Here is a 13,326-nt window from a genome sequence, read left to right on the forward strand (position 1 = left end):
CACCTAAGCTAAGGTGCGATCCTGACCAAAATGACGGCAAAGGTGTGGCGATGAAGCTGGTGCAGGCATGGCTGAAGATCCCGTTCTGGCAACGCGTGGTGGCCGGCTTCGTGCTGGGCGCGCTGGCCGGCTGGGCGTTCGGGCCGAATGCGGAGACCTGGTTCGGGCCGCTGGGCGACCTTTACGTCACCCTGATCAAGATGATCGCCATCCCGCTGGTGTTCTTCGCGGTGATCAACGCGATTTCGGCATTGAGCGGGCAGAAGTCGATCGCCGCGCTGGGCGCGCGCACCTTCGGCTGGTTCGTCATCACCGCCTGCCTGGCGGTGGGCATTGGCCTGCTGGTCGGCACGATCATGCAGCCGGGCACCGGCGCGCTGAGCATTGGCATCGATTCGGCGTGGAAGCCGCGCGATGTGCCCAGCCCGATCAAGGTACTGCTGGACGTGGTGCCGTCCAACCCGTTCTTCGCCCTGACCGGCATCGGCACACGGGTCAACAGCGCCGGTGAAACCGTGCTGGCGGCCGGGCGCGGTTCGATCCTCCCGGTGATCTTCTTCGCCGCGCTGCTGGGCTTTGCGATGGTCAAGCTGGGTGACCGCGTCGCCGAGGCGCGCAAGCTCACCGCGCAGATGAGCGAGATCATGATCCAGGTGACCCGCTTCGTGCTGGAAGTCACCCCGATCGGCACCTTCGGCCTGATCGCCGCGCTGGTCGGCGCCTACGGCTTCGAGAAGCTGCTGCCGCTGGGCAACTTCGTGCTGGCCCTCTACATCGCCTGCATCCTGCATGTGGTGATCGTCTACGGCGGCCTGCTGATCGCGCATGGATTGAACCCGCTGAAGTTCTTCCGCGGTGCTGCGCCGGGCATGCAGGTGGCCTTTGTCAGCTCGTCCAGCTTCGCGGCGATGCCGGTGGCGATGCGCTCGATCACCCACAACCTGGGCGTCAACAAGGACTATGCGTCCTTCGCCGTGCCGCTGGGTGCGAGCATCAAGATGGATGGCTGCGGCGCGATCTACCCGGCGTTGTGCGCGGTCTTCATCGCCCAGTACACCGGCGTGCCGCTGACCGGCAACCAGTACTTCATCGTGATGATCGCCTCGGTGCTGGGCAGCTTCGGCACCGCTGGCGTGCCGGGCACGGCTGTGGTGATGGCCACCGTGGTGCTGACCGCCGCGGGCCTGCCGCTGGAAACCATCGGCTATCTCTACGCGATCGACCGCATCCTGGACATGATGCGCACCCTGACCAATGTCACCGGCCAGATGCTGGTGCCGGTGCTGGTGGCGCGCGAAACCGGCCTGTTGGACAAGCAGGTGTACGACGCGGCGTCGACCAATGTCGGCGTGGAGCAAGCGGCGGAACGCTGACCCACCTGCGAGTGCCAAAAACAAGAAACGGCGCGTCCTGATCGGCGCGCCGTTTTGCCGTGCGATGCTGAGGGCGGACTATTTGCCGCGCGTGGTTTCCGCCTGCAGCTGTGCGTTGAATTTCTTTTCCGCGGCATCGGCGTAGGCCTTGCAGGTCATCGGCGATGGATGCGGGTTGGAAGGCGCGGCGTAATCCCAGCCGCTGCCATCGGCGTGCGGCGTGACCAGCAGGTCGCAGGGCAGGGCGCGCACGGTGGCGAAGCTGTGCTGGAACAGGTCGACCAGATGCGGGATGCGCGGGTTGCCGACCAGGCGATAGCCCGGCGCGCTCAGGCTATCGACGTAGGCGATCTTCAGCGGCTTGCCGTCGCGGGTGTCGGTCCAGGTCCAGCTCATGCTGCCCGGCGTGTGGCCCGGGGTGAAATGCACGGTCAGCGCGGTGCTGCCGAGCTGCACCACTTCACCGTCCTGGACGATGCGGCCCGGCGTGAGCGGCGCGAAGGTGATTTCGTCGCCGAAGTGGATGTCGTTGCTGCCACCGTGCTGGAGCAGCACGGCCGACTCGGCATTGCTGACCACCGTGGCGCCAGTCGCGCGCTGCAGGGCGGCAAGCGGTCCAACGTGATCGGCATGCGCATGGCTGTGCAGGATCAAACGCACATCGGACGGTTTGACACCCAGCGACGCCAGGTGGACCAGGATCATGTCGCTGGCCTGCGGCATACCGCCATCGATCAGGATCGCGCCAGCGTCGGTCTTCACCAGCAGCGACGAAATGCTTGCGGTGCCGACCTGCCAGACATGGTCGCTGATCTGCACCGGCTTGACCGGCGTCAGCCACGCGGCGTCGACGTGATAGGCGTCCAGTTGGGGCAGGGGTTTTTCCGCATGGGCCGATCCCGCGGCGGTGAGCATCAGCGCCGCACTCAACATCACAAGGCGCATCAGACTTCCAGGCGCGGCGTGGCCATGCGCGTGGCGCACAAGGCCATCGGAATCGGCAGCAGCAGGCTGGCCACCGTGACCCAGGCCGGGAAGGGCACGAATACCGCCAGTGCGATCACCGCGCCCATCACCAGCGCGCCGACGGTGATCGCCGCGCCGCCGCGATGGGCAGCCGACATGCGTGCCGCGGCCCAGCCGCCGAGCAGTCCTGCCAACGCGCAGCCACCGATCAGGCAGGCCAGCGCTTCGCGTGGCGCGGCCAGTGCGTATTCGGCGAGATTGGAGACGGTGTAGAAATCGGCGCCGGCGGGCAGGCGATACAGATGCTGGTAGCCATAGCCCGCGCCGGCCAGGACGGCGGCGGCGATCACGCTACCCAGCAGCAGGCCCATGAAGGTACGCATGCGGCATTCATTCCATTGAGTGGGAAGGCGGAGGATCGCGCGAAAGCCGGCGTGGCCGCAACTCGCCTGGGACGTGGCCTGGCGTTTTGCGGCGTCGTCGATTCCGCGTGTGATGCGCGTCCGGAGTGATGTCTGTGTCGCCTGTGTTTTCCTGCAGCGGTCGAGCGTCGTGCATTGCGTGGCGTGCGCAGCCCGGACGGTTGAAGCCGCCACGTTTCTGTTGCTGCTCGCCTGTGAGCGTCCCAGATGCAGGTACCACGCGTCGCGATTTGCGGGATGGCGGCGCGTGATCAATGTCGTGCGCAAACGCATTTTTATCGGCGAGCGGCCATCCAAAATTTTCGTGAAAGTGCTCCGTTCGCGCTTGAACACTTTCGTAACGGTGGGGCCTGGGTGTAAGCCTTTCGATACACCGCGGGCGATCGCGCGGAACGCTTGCCACGCTTGAAGCACATCCGGTTTCCGCCGCCCGGGGTGTATCGGATCCGTAACAGCGGGGTCGGCCCATTTTCATAGAGTCATTCAATAAGCCAATGATTTTATTGAATAAATAATCTGGCACGACCCCTGCTCTTACCCCGCACACGGCAGTTGGGGAAGGACGATGGCACTTGGCACCCGGGATGGGACGCGGCATGACGGCACGGCTTGGGTGCTGCTCCTGCTATTGGGGATCAGCGCGACGGCACCGGCGGCCGAAGCCCGTCGCGGCGTCAATGCGAGCGGCGGCGAGATCGTCCTGCTGCGCGATGTCTCCGCGCGACCGGCCTATCGGCCTGCGCCGCCCGGCGTCGCCCTGATCGTCAATCCCTCGCCACAGCGCGAACTGGCAGGCGCCTTGGGGACACGTGCGCCTTCCGACCTGGGCGAGCTGTCGGACGAGGAATACGCCGCGTTCGATTCCGGCGCTTCCGGCGCGCTGCAGGTGCGCGACCAGACCACAGTCGAGCGCATGACCCGGCAGAATTTGGCCGGCCCACTGGGCACGCTCGCCAATGGCGATGGCGGCGGCAATACGGTCAACCAGATGGTGGGCGGCGTCACCGGCTCGATCGGCGGCGCGACGCGTGGCGTCGCCGATCAGGTCACCGGTGCACTGGCGCAGTTCCCGATGATGGGCGGCAGCAGCGGCCCGGGAGGCAACTGACATGGTCGCTGCCCTTGCCCGTCTGGTCGTCGTCTGCGCGGCACTGGTGCTGGCGATGCCCAGCGCACGCGCGCAGGCCGGCGACGACTACAGCCAGATGCTGGTCTACCTCACCAACAGTCGCATCGATGGCCAGGCGCTCACCGAGGCCAGCGGCGCCATCGCGGTGAACCTCGCCGCCGGCGACGCCAACCTGCAGGCCAACCTGCGCAGCATCGCGCGCGGCCAGCAGGCCGATGCGCTGGTCGACGCGCGCCAGCTTTCCAGCGGCGACCGCGTCATCGACAACGACCCGATGCACGCCTCGGCCAGCATCGGCGGGAACGCACTCAACGGCGCCAGCGGGCTGGTGTCGATCAATCAGGCCAGTGGTTCGGGCAATGCCGAACTCAACGTCGTCACAGCGGCACTGGCCGAACGAGGCATACGCGAAACGTCAGACGAGGCTCTGGCCTTGCCCGTGCGCGACGCGTCGGCAGGGGAGCGATCTTCCCAGGACACCAGCGGGCCACGTGGCCTGCGCAGCGTCGCGGTGGAATCCACGGCGCTGCAGGGGTTCGAGGGGGTGTTGCAACTCAACCAGATCGCGGGGTCAGGCAATACCACCAGCAACCAGGTCGGGATTTCGGTGCAAGCCACGCCGTGAAACACAACCACCTAGTCATGCGTCTTGGAGAGAGAACCATCATGAAAGCCAATCTGAAATGGACGATGCTCGCCGCGGCGATTACCGTGGTCACCGTCAGCGGTTCGGTATCTGCACAGGAAAGCGGGCAGCGCGCCGACAGGAACCGGCACGATGTCGACGTCAGGCTGAAGAAGGACCTGGCACTGAGCACGGACATCAGCCTGTCTGGCGATCCCGAAATCACCGGCACCATCGACATCGATTCGGCCGCGATCGCGGTCGTCGACAACCGCCAGAGCACCACCAACAACGGTGCCGAGAACTATCTGCTCAGCAATGACGCCACCATCAGCGATGACGTGGCTTCCGGCGCCTCGGGCAACCTGGCGTTCAACACCGCCGCGGGCGACAACAACGCGCAGGACAACGCCGCGGCGCTGTCGGCGGCCGATGCCAGCTTCAGCTTCGGCATGGCCGATGCCGAGGTGTTCGTACATCAGGCCGGTGCCTCCAACCTGACCTACAACGAGGGTGTAGCCAACAACGCGGCGATCGGTTCCAACGCGTTCGCCAATGCCGCCGGCAACATCGGCGTCAACGTCGCCTCGGGCAACAACAACATGCAGAAGAACGCGATGGCTGCCTCGGTCGCGACCTCTGCAGTGGCCCAGTCCAGCGTCAGCTCCAACCAGATCTCGGCGGGCAACATGGTGTCCAACGCCGGCGTCGTGGAAGAAGTCAGCCGCACCGTCGACGTGGCCCTGTCCGGCACGGTCGATGGCTACACGCTGGGCTATGGCTACGGCGGATACGAAGGTTCGACCTCGGGCAGCACCTCCAGCGAGGGCATGTCCTATCAGGCCAACAACTTCTATCCGGACAACTGGACGGGCAGCACCCATCCGGCCGGCAACCAGACCGGCCACAGCGACTGGGATGCCGACGCGCAGGGCGCGATCGCCAACCCGAACCGTCCGGGCGTGGGCGGCATCGCGTTCGACAACAGCGCCGAAGGCAGCTACGAAGGCAGCGAGTCCGGCGAGCTGGGCTTCATCGAACTGGGCTATGCCGAACTGGATGCCAACCTGACCGGCACGGTGACCACCACCGACTGGATCGTGCAGAACGCCACCAACACCGCGTCGCTGTCCGGCAGTGCCTTCTCCGGCGCGTCCGGCAACATCGGCGTCAACGTGGCGGCCGGTACCGGCAACCTGCAGGCCAACAGCCTGGCGATGGCCGTGGCGCAACCGTCGACCGGTGGCGGCACCGGCGGTGGCGGCGAGCTGTAAAAGTCCACCCGGCCGCAGGGCCGACGTGGCACACCGGCGCTGGCGTCCTGCCCGCGCCGGACCGAACCCCGCCCGTGCGCGGGCGGGGTTCACCTTCACTTTCACGGATCGGAGTCACGCATGCGGCGTGTCCTTGCGATGGGGTGTGTGGCGTTGACGCTGGCCGGCGGCGCGGTGCGAGCCGATGCGGGCGGCGTCAGCTTCAGTGGTGTGCTGCCCAACGGCGCTCAATTTGAAAGCGATGTGCTGAGCATGCGCGAGACGCGCTTCCGCTACATCGTGCGCCAGCACACCGACTACAGCTGCGGTGCGGCGGCGCTGGCCACCATCCTCAAGTACGGCTACCGGCTGGATGCCGACGAGCACACGGTGATCCAGGGGCTGATGGGCGTGTCCGATCGCGAGATCGTCGCCCAGCGCGGGTTCTCGCTGCTGGACATCAAGCGCTACGTCGAATCGCTTGGGATGCGCGGTCGCGGCTATCGCGTCGACCAGGAGCGCCTGCGTTCGCTGCGGGTGCCGGGCCTGGTGCTGATGGACGTGCGCGGTTTCCGCCATTTCGTGGTGCTCAAGCAGATCGTCGGCGACGACGTGGAGCTGGCCGATCCGATCCTGGGCAATCGCACGATCAGCCTGGCCGAATTCGACCAGGCCTGGCCGACCAAGGCGGTGTTCATCGTCATCGGCAGCGATTTCGATCGCAACACGGTGCTGCTGGAGCGCACCGGCAAGGCCAGCGCACGCGCGCTGTATGGGCGGCAGGGGCCGATCACCGATGCAGAACTGCTCGATTTCGGCTTTACCCACGCCGATCTCTTCTAGGGAGTTTCCGTCATGAACATTTGCAGGATCGCAGCGCTCAGCGTGGCGCTGGCCAGTGCGCAATTGGCCGCGCGCGCGCATGCCGAACAAGCGCTGCAACAGGATGAAGCAGCATCTCCACCGGCGGGCATCACCGAGATCTCCGACGAGGAGTTAGGTGATATGCGCGGCCGCTACACGGTCGATGCCGGCAGCGTGGCCTGGTTCGGCGTGACCATGAATTCAAGCTGGCAAAGCGACACCGGCCAGGTGCTGCAGAGCGCGCTGAAGATCGGCATGGATTTCAGCGATGGCAAGCAGCGTCCGGTAGTGACCTTCGAGCCGGTCGTCAGCATCACGAGCATCGAGGCGCCCAGCGCGCTGGCCGATGCGGCATCGCCCACGCACAACATGGTCGATGGCGCGGGGCTGGGCAACGTCAAGGGCATGGTGCAAAGCGTGCAGGTCGCTGGCGACGGCAACATCGCGTCCAACGTCACGCGACTGCGCGTGCTGGAAGGCGGCAGTATCCCAGCGACCGGTGCCAATGCCAGCGTGCTGGGGGAGGGCGCCGCGGTCACGCTGCGCGCACGCAACGAGGGCGCGTTGGCGCAAGCCAGTGTCGATGCCGGCGCGGCGCGCGTGATGCTTCAGATCGAAGGCGCCGGCGCGGTCCAGCAATGGATCGGCAACGGCAGCATGGGCCAGACCATCCAGCTCGGCAGCTACCACCAGAACATCAGCAACTCGATGGAGTTGACCCTGATCCGGCAGTCGGGCACCGCCGGCGGCGCGCTGCTGCAGAACGTGGCGCAAGCCATCGGCTTCAGCCGCGGCGTGACGCCCGCGCACTTCTGACGATCAATCGCATGGACCACGCAACGGGCAGGGCAGGGATCATGGAACGCAAATCTTCTGGCGTGATGCAGGGCTTGGGCGGCACCGTCGCAGGCGGCCTGCTGGCAGCGCTGTCGTTCGGCGCGCAGGCGCAACAGGCGACGACGCCTCCGGTCGCGCCGCTGGAGGGCGCCCAGTCCGCGCCCAGTCCCGGCGAAATGCAAGCGATGCGCCAGCAGCTGGAACAGATCAAGGCCAGCTACGCGCAGGAGATCCGGCGCCTGCGCGAACTGGACATGCAGATGCAGGCGCTGCAGGCCAAGGTCAACGGCAAGGTGCCGCCGGCCTCGTCGATCGATCCTTCCGCCACGGCTGCCGACGACATGCCCTTGCCCGCTGCCGCCACGCGGATCGCGCAAGCGCCCGCACCGCGCCAAGCCGACGGCAACTACGCCGGCACTGCGGAAGAAGCCGCACGTGCGAAGGAAGCCATGCGCAGCGTGGCCGACGTCAAGCAGCAGAACCAGGCCTTGTTCAACCAGCGCCTGACCATCGAGAACAGCATCAGCTACAACCGCTACGACCGGAAGCAGTTCACGCTCAATGGCTTCCTGGCGCTGGATGCGATCTTCCTCGGCAACATCGCGATCGAGAACGTCGAGTCCGACACGCTCACCTACAACCTGGCCGCGCGCTGGGGCCTGAGCCCGCGCCTGACCTTGAACGTCGATGTGCCCTACCTGGGCCGCAAGACCGTCTACCAGAAGGGCGGGGCAGGCGGCTCGGCCGCGGCGATCGCGCAGGAGGAAACCACCGGCACCGGCCTGGGCGATGTCTCGTTGAGCGCCAACTACAAGCTGTTCGGCGAACACGGGCGCTGGCCGGAGACCGTGCTCACCGCCGGTGTCACTGCGCCGACCGGGCGTGAGCCCTACGGCATTCCGTGGAAGGTGCTGGAGCGAGATGACGATCAGTTCATCCGCTTCGCCGTGCCCGAGGAACAGCCGACCGGCAACGGCGTGTGGCAGGCCACGCTGGGGCTGTCGGTGGTCAAGACGGCCGACCCGGCGATCCTGTTCGCCAACCTGGGCGCGACGTATTCGTTCGAACGCGACTTCGACGATATCGACAGCAATCCCGACACCGTCAATCCGGGCAGCGTGCAACTGGGCAATTCCTATTACTTCGGCGCCGGCGTGGCGTTTGCCTTCAACGAGCGGACCTCTTTGAGCATGTCGCTGACCGAGCGTTTCAGCGCACGCGCCAAGACGCGTTACGACGGCACGCCGTGGATCAAAGTGATCGGCAGCGATGCCAACGCGGCGGCGTTCAACCTGGGCGTGACCTACGCGCTCAACCAGAAGACCACGATGGTGACCTTGCTCGGCATCGGCCTGACCCCGGATGCGCCGGACTTCAGCCTGGCGGTCAAGGTGCCGTACACGCTTTGATGCGCGCGACGTGCTGAAACGAAAACGCCTGCATGTCGGCAGGGGTTTTCCGTTTTCAGGCGTTGACGATCCACTGCCGACAGGTTCGACGGTTTCAGCGCATCTGTTCGACGTGCAGTCCATGCTTGTGCAGCAGGCGATACAGCGTCACGCGCGAGACCTGCAGGCGGCGCGCGGCCTGGCTGACGTTGAAGCCGCATTCGCGCAGCATCCCCATCACCGCGTTGCGCTCGGCACAGCCGCGGGTGTCGTGCAGCGGCGGGGCGTTGTCGCCCGCGAGCGGCAGGGCGCCGTCCAGTTCCAGGTCGCGCGCACTGAGCAGCTCGCGGTCGGCCATGACGGCGGCGCGCTGGATACGGTTGATCAGCTCGCGCACATTGCCCGGCCAGGCGAAGGTGCGCATCGCCCGCCGCGCGCCGGCGTCGAAGGTGCGCGCGCGGATCGGGTTGTGTTCGCGGAACCGATCCAGGAAATGCTGCGCCATCAGTTCGATGTCCTCGCCGCGATCGGCCAGCCGCGGCATCTGCAGACGCAGCACGTTGAGGCGGTAGAACAGGTCGCTGCGGAAGCGCCCGGCTTCCACCGCCTGTTCCAGATCCACGTGCGTGGCGGCAAGGATGCGCACGTCCACCTTGACCGGCTGGTTGCTGCCCACGCGCTCCAGCGTGCCTTCCTGCAGGACACGGAGCAGATTGGTCTGGGCTTCCAGGGGCAGGTCACCGATCTCATCCAGGAACACGCTGCCGCCGTTGGCCGATTCGAACAGGCCCAGCCGGCGCGTGGCCGCGCCGGTGAACGCACCGCGCTCATGGCCGAACAGTTCCGACTGCACCAGATGCGGCGCCAGCGCGCCGCAGTTGAGCGGGGCGAACGGCTGGTCGCGTCGCGGCGACAGCGCATGCAGGGCGCGTGCGGCGATCTCCTTGCCGGTGCCGGTCGCGCCGGTGATCAGCACCGGCAGGTTGACCGGCGCGTACTTGTAGATGTTGGTGCGCACCTGCTGCATCGCCGGGCTCTGGCCGACCAAGACGTTCAACCGCGGCTTGTCGGCGTGATCGCCTGCGGCGATGCGCTCCAGCAGGGCGGCCAGTTCGGTCGGCGTGGAAAAGCTGCCGCGGCAGCTGCGCAGCAGCTCGCGCAGCGACGGGTCCGACACCGCGTGGTCGTCGATGGCCGCCAGCAGCGGCAGGTAGGCGTGCTCGCCGGCGATCCGCTGCAGGGACTCCAAAGTGGAACGGTCGGCGCCGCGCAGGTCCAGCAGGCCCAGGACGTGTTCGCCCTTTCGGATGCCGACGTTGCTGTCGGCGGCGATCTCGGTGACGCGGAGTTGCCAGCCATTGGCGGCCAGGATTCCCCGCTCGTCCTGGCGGGGAATCCCGAACCAGACGATGCAGCCGTTCGCGTGTTCCACGTGCGCCATGTCATCCCTCCCAGGAGTGCGCGGCTCAGTCGTGCCCTTGCTTGGTGCGCAGATCGTATTCGTTCCGCCGGATAAGTGTGATTACCATCACGGATGTCCAAGCACAGAGGCGTCCTGCCGTCAGCGCTTCCTCCAACAACGCGGTCCGCCGCGAAACCGTCCAAGCGGCCGCGCTTTCCACGGCCAAATCATCGAAGGCCGTCACGCAGGTGGGCATACTGGGCGCTTCCAACCAGGAGGCCTGCATGCGCGGCGAACAGCGTGAACTGACTTTTCGATTCCTGGCCGAGCCCAAGGACGTCAACTACGGTGGCAAGGTCCACGGCGGCGTGGTGATGCGCTGGATCGACCAGGTCGGCTATGCCGCAGCGGTCGGCTGGAGCGGCCATTACAGCGTGACGGTGGCCGTGGGCGGGATCCGCTTCGTCGCCCCGATCCGGATCGGCGACCTAGTGACCATCACCGCCAAGCTGGTCCACACCGGCACCAGCAGCATGCATTTCGCGGTGGACGTGCGTGCCCGCGACCTGGGCCTGGATGACGGCAACTCCGCCAGCCGCCTGTGCACGCATTGCGTGATCGTGTTCGTGGCGATGGACCAGGCCGAAGGCAAGCCGACCGCGGTGCCGCCGTGGACGCCGACCAACGACGAAGACCACCGCCTGGCCGAGTACGCCATGAAGGTGATGGAGCTGAGCAAGGGCATCGAGCAGACCGTGGCGGCGTTCCACGCCGACGCGAGCTGAGCGGCGGCAGATCACGGGCCACAAAAAAGCCGGCGCTTGCGCCGGCTTTTTCTTTTGCGGGGCAGGTGGCGCTTACATCGCCACGCGGCGGGCCTGCATGAAGCGGCCACCCCAATAGCCGGAGGTCAGCGTATCGACGCGGACGTCCTTGCCAGTGCTGGGCGAGTGCAGGAAGCGGCCTTCGCCCACGTAGATGCCCACGTGGTTGACGCGGCCACGAACGCCGAAGAACACCAGGTCGCCCTGACGCAGTTCGTCGCGGCTCTTGATCAGCTGGCCATCGCCATCGGCGGCCATGTCGCGCGAGACGCGCGGCAGGTCCACGCCCAGCGCGGTGCGGAACACGTAACCGACCAGGCCGCTGCAATCCAGGCCGCTGTCCGGATCGGTGCCGCCCCAGCGATACGGAGTGCCCAGCAGGGTCAGGGCGCGCTGCAGCACGTTCTGGATCTTGCCGATGTCGTTCTGGTCGTGGGCCGCGGCGGCGGCGCCGGTCAGGTCGTAATTGCTCAGCAGGCGGCTCAGGTCGCCGGCCAGCATGGCCGAACGGTCCATCACCGGGACCGTGTCGCTGGCGGCCAGGCGCGGCAGCAGGGCGGTCAGGGTGGCGGCGGCAGCCTGGGTGGCCTTGTCGCGCAGGCTGGCGCTGGTGGTCGTGGTGGCGGCGACGGCCGGGACGGCAGCAGCCGGTGCCAGTGCGGTGGCGGGAATGGCAATGGCCAGCGGTGCGGGCGTGGCGGCTGGCGCGATGGCCTGGCCAGCCGGCACGGCGGCGGTGTTCGGGTTGATCGTGGTGGGCACGCCGGTGGCGACGGTGGTCGCGACCGGGCTGGTCACCGTGGCGACATCGGCCGAGACCGGCTGGGCCTGCGTGCTGGCGACGTCCTGGGCCATCGCCAACGGCGATGCGGACATGCCCAGCAGGGCCAGGATCAGGAGATGAAGCGAACCGCGACGGAGTCGGCGGGTGGTGAGCGGCTGGCCTGTCGGCAGGTCGTCGATCGTCACGGGCAGGTGAAGGTTTCGCGGCGGAGATTGGAGTTTGCCGTTAGACCTTGGTGAAAATGTTCAAAGTTCGTTATTAATTCGTTGTGTCACATGCGAGATCCATCACATTTCAAAGATCACGTTTAGTTAACAACGCGGCGGGCACCCGTGTAGTGGTCCCGCCAGTACGGTCCGTCGAGGTGGTCCAGGCGCACCGTGCCGCCGGTGCTGGGCGCGTGAACGAAGCGCCCTTCGCCCACGTAGATGCCGACGTGGCTGACGTTGCCGCGGGTGCCGAAGAACACCAGGTCGGCCGGCGCCAGGCGGTCTTCGGCGATCTTCGGGCCCTGGACCTGGGCAAGGTCGCGCGAGGTGCGCGGCAGGCGCAGGTCCAGCATGTCGCGATAGACGTAGCTGACCAGGCCGCTGCAGTCGAAGCCCGCATCCGGCGTGTTGCCGCCATAGCGATAGGGCGTGCCGACCAGGCCCAGGGCGCGCATCAGGACATTGTTGACCGCGGCCGGATCGCCGACCTGGGTGGTCGGCCAGACCCGGGTGGAGGCCGGCGGCGCCGGCTTGCGGACCGCCTCGCGCTCGCTGCCGCAGCCGGCCAGCAGCAGGGTCGCGCCCAGGACGAGGCCGGCGGCGGCGCGGGCGACTGGCAAGCACCGGGGCGAGCCGGGATAATGGGCGGTCTTCATCGCGGCCAATGTTGACCGCACGCCCTGCGGCAGACAAGCCGCGCCTTCAAGCCGCGCACCGCGGCCCACCCAAGAGTTTTCAATGAAAATCGCCAAAGACAGCGTCGTGCGTTTCCACTACACCGTTTCCGAAGTCGGCTCCGAGCCGCTGGAAACCTCCAAGGACCGCGAGCCGCTGGCGATCCTGATCGGCCACGGTAACATCATCCCGGGCCTGGAAAACGCGATGATGGACAAGGAAGCCGGCGAGAGCTTCGGCGTGGACGTCGGTGCGGCCGAAGCCTACGGCGAGCGCCGCGATGGCCTGACCCAGCGCGTGCCCAAGAAGCACTTCGGCGCGCAGAAGCTCAGCGTCGGCCAGCAGGTTGTGCTGCAGACCAACTTCGGCCCGCGCGCGGTCACGATCCAGAAAATCGGCATGAGCGTGGTCGACGTGGACCTCAACCACCCGATGGCCGGCAAGGACCTGCATTTCGACGTGGAAGTGATCGAAGTGCGTGAAGCCAAGGCCGAAGAGCTGGAGCACGGCCACGTGCACGGCGACGGCGGCGTCGAGCACTGACACTGATCGGGACCCTTCCCGACGCGATGGGC

14 protein-coding genes are annotated in these 13,326 nt (G+C 66.8%); 9 read left to right on the forward strand and 5 right to left on the reverse strand.

What is annotated here, in order from left to right:
- Positions 1–50: 50 nt before the first annotated feature.
- Complete coding sequence (locus BMZ17_RS04485) at positions 51–1,373, forward strand: dicarboxylate/amino acid:cation symporter (protein WP_093136505.1); 1,323 nt, start codon at positions 51–53, stop codon at positions 1,371–1,373.
- A 78-nt stretch (positions 1,374–1,451) separates the two neighbouring features.
- Here the strand turns inward: BMZ17_RS04485 and bla are convergent, their stop codons facing one another.
- Positions 1,452–2,318 carry a subclass B3 metallo-beta-lactamase gene (gene bla, locus BMZ17_RS04490; protein ID WP_093136508.1) on the reverse strand — a complete coding sequence of 289 codons (867 nt, stop codon included), beginning with the start codon at positions 2,316–2,318 and terminating at the stop codon, positions 1,452–1,454.
- Positions 2,318–2,722 carry a hypothetical protein gene (locus BMZ17_RS04495; protein ID WP_093136510.1) on the reverse strand — a complete coding sequence of 135 codons (405 nt, stop codon included), beginning with the start codon at positions 2,720–2,722 and terminating at the stop codon, positions 2,318–2,320. Before BMZ17_RS04495 ends, bla begins: the two co-directional genes overlap by 1 nt.
- 604 nt (positions 2,723–3,326) lie before the next feature.
- On the opposite strand from BMZ17_RS04495, the gene BMZ17_RS04500 reads away from it, so the two are divergent.
- The 6 genes from BMZ17_RS04500 to BMZ17_RS04525 all read left to right on the forward strand — a co-directional run bounded on the left by BMZ17_RS04500 (position 3,327) and on the right by BMZ17_RS04525 (position 8,878).
- Entirely contained in the window at positions 3,327–3,869 is a 543-nt protein-coding gene (locus BMZ17_RS04500) for a hypothetical protein (RefSeq protein WP_093136512.1), read from the forward strand.
- A 55-nt stretch (positions 3,870–3,924) separates the two neighbouring features.
- Positions 3,925–4,515, forward strand: coding sequence for a hypothetical protein (locus BMZ17_RS04505; RefSeq protein ID WP_093138036.1), 591 nt, complete (start codon positions 3,925–3,927; stop codon positions 4,513–4,515).
- A gap of 41 nt (positions 4,516–4,556) precedes the next feature.
- Positions 4,557–5,789, forward strand: a complete 1,233-nt coding sequence (locus BMZ17_RS04510; RefSeq protein ID WP_093136515.1) for an adhesin — start codon at positions 4,557–4,559, stop codon at positions 5,787–5,789.
- 120 nt (positions 5,790–5,909) lie between these two features.
- The gene (locus BMZ17_RS04515; protein ID WP_093136517.1) at positions 5,910–6,611 is read left to right on the forward strand and encodes a C39 family peptidase; all 702 of its coding nucleotides are present in this window, start codon (positions 5,910–5,912) and stop codon (positions 6,609–6,611) included.
- 12 nt (positions 6,612–6,623) lie between these two features.
- Positions 6,624–7,448, forward strand: coding sequence for a hypothetical protein (locus tag BMZ17_RS04520; protein ID WP_254775184.1), 825 nt, complete (start codon positions 6,624–6,626; stop codon positions 7,446–7,448).
- A gap of 41 nt (positions 7,449–7,489) precedes the next feature.
- Positions 7,490–8,878 (forward strand): transporter, encoded by a 1,389-nt coding sequence (locus tag BMZ17_RS04525; protein WP_254775185.1) that lies wholly within the window; start codon positions 7,490–7,492, stop codon positions 8,876–8,878.
- A gap of 94 nt (positions 8,879–8,972) precedes the next feature.
- Here BMZ17_RS04525 and BMZ17_RS04530 read toward each other — a convergent pair whose 3' ends face one another.
- A complete protein-coding gene (locus BMZ17_RS04530; protein WP_093136520.1) occupies positions 8,973–10,298 on the reverse strand; it encodes a sigma-54 interaction domain-containing protein in 1,326 nt (441 codons plus the stop codon).
- A 245-nt stretch (positions 10,299–10,543) separates the two neighbouring features.
- Between BMZ17_RS04530 and BMZ17_RS04540 the strand changes: the two genes are divergently transcribed.
- On the forward strand, positions 10,544–11,044 hold the full coding sequence (locus BMZ17_RS04540) for an acyl-CoA thioesterase (RefSeq protein ID WP_093136525.1): 501 nt from the start codon (positions 10,544–10,546) through the stop codon (positions 11,042–11,044).
- 72 nt (positions 11,045–11,116) lie between these two features.
- Here the strand turns inward: BMZ17_RS04540 and BMZ17_RS04545 are convergent, their stop codons facing one another.
- Positions 11,117–11,959 (reverse strand): C40 family peptidase, encoded by an 843-nt coding sequence (locus BMZ17_RS04545; protein ID WP_093138039.1) that lies wholly within the window; start codon positions 11,957–11,959, stop codon positions 11,117–11,119.
- A 215-nt stretch (positions 11,960–12,174) separates the two neighbouring features.
- A complete protein-coding gene (locus BMZ17_RS04550) occupies positions 12,175–12,732 on the reverse strand; it encodes a C40 family peptidase (protein WP_093136527.1) in 558 nt (185 codons plus the stop codon).
- Positions 12,733–12,814: 82 nt separating this feature from the next.
- Here BMZ17_RS04550 and BMZ17_RS04555 point away from each other — a divergent pair, with 82 nt between their 5' ends.
- Complete coding sequence (locus BMZ17_RS04555; protein ID WP_093136529.1) at positions 12,815–13,294, forward strand: FKBP-type peptidyl-prolyl cis-trans isomerase; 480 nt, start codon at positions 12,815–12,817, stop codon at positions 13,292–13,294.
- Positions 13,295–13,326 lie beyond the last annotated feature (32 nt).

Source organism: Pseudoxanthomonas sp. GM95 (genome assembly GCF_900109775.1).
In the GTDB taxonomy this organism is placed as follows: domain Bacteria; phylum Pseudomonadota; class Gammaproteobacteria; order Xanthomonadales; family Xanthomonadaceae; genus Pseudoxanthomonas_A.

Coding starts and splice junctions, on each gene's coding strand:
- BMZ17_RS04515 (WP_093136517.1), top strand. CDS start 5,910: ATGCGGCGTGTCCTTGCGATGGGGTGTGTGGCGTTGACGCTGGCCGGC.
- BMZ17_RS04545 (WP_093138039.1), bottom strand. CDS start 11,959: ATGTCCGCATCGCCGTTGGCGATGGCCCAGGACGTCGCCAGCACGCAG.
- BMZ17_RS04555 (WP_093136529.1), top strand. CDS start 12,815: ATGAAAATCGCCAAAGACAGCGTCGTGCGTTTCCACTACACCGTTTCC.
- BMZ17_RS04540 (WP_093136525.1), top strand. CDS start 10,544: ATGCGCGGCGAACAGCGTGAACTGACTTTTCGATTCCTGGCCGAGCCC.
- BMZ17_RS04485 (WP_093136505.1), top strand. CDS start 51: ATGAAGCTGGTGCAGGCATGGCTGAAGATCCCGTTCTGGCAACGCGTG.
- BMZ17_RS04525 (WP_254775185.1), top strand. CDS start 7,490: ATGGAACGCAAATCTTCTGGCGTGATGCAGGGCTTGGGCGGCACCGTC.
- BMZ17_RS04495 (WP_093136510.1), bottom strand. CDS start 2,722: ATGCGTACCTTCATGGGCCTGCTGCTGGGTAGCGTGATCGCCGCCGCC.
- BMZ17_RS04550 (WP_093136527.1), bottom strand. CDS start 12,732: ATGAAGACCGCCCATTATCCCGGCTCGCCCCGGTGCTTGCCAGTCGCC.
- BMZ17_RS04530 (WP_093136520.1), bottom strand. CDS start 10,298: ATGGCGCACGTGGAACACGCGAACGGCTGCATCGTCTGGTTCGGGATT.
- BMZ17_RS04520 (WP_254775184.1), top strand. CDS start 6,624: ATGAACATTTGCAGGATCGCAGCGCTCAGCGTGGCGCTGGCCAGTGCG.
- BMZ17_RS04505 (WP_093138036.1), top strand. CDS start 3,925: ATGCCCAGCGCACGCGCGCAGGCCGGCGACGACTACAGCCAGATGCTG.
- BMZ17_RS04500 (WP_093136512.1), top strand. CDS start 3,327: ATGGCACTTGGCACCCGGGATGGGACGCGGCATGACGGCACGGCTTGG.
- bla (WP_093136508.1), bottom strand. CDS start 2,318: ATGCGCCTTGTGATGTTGAGTGCGGCGCTGATGCTCACCGCCGCGGGA.
- BMZ17_RS04510 (WP_093136515.1), top strand. CDS start 4,557: ATGAAAGCCAATCTGAAATGGACGATGCTCGCCGCGGCGATTACCGTG.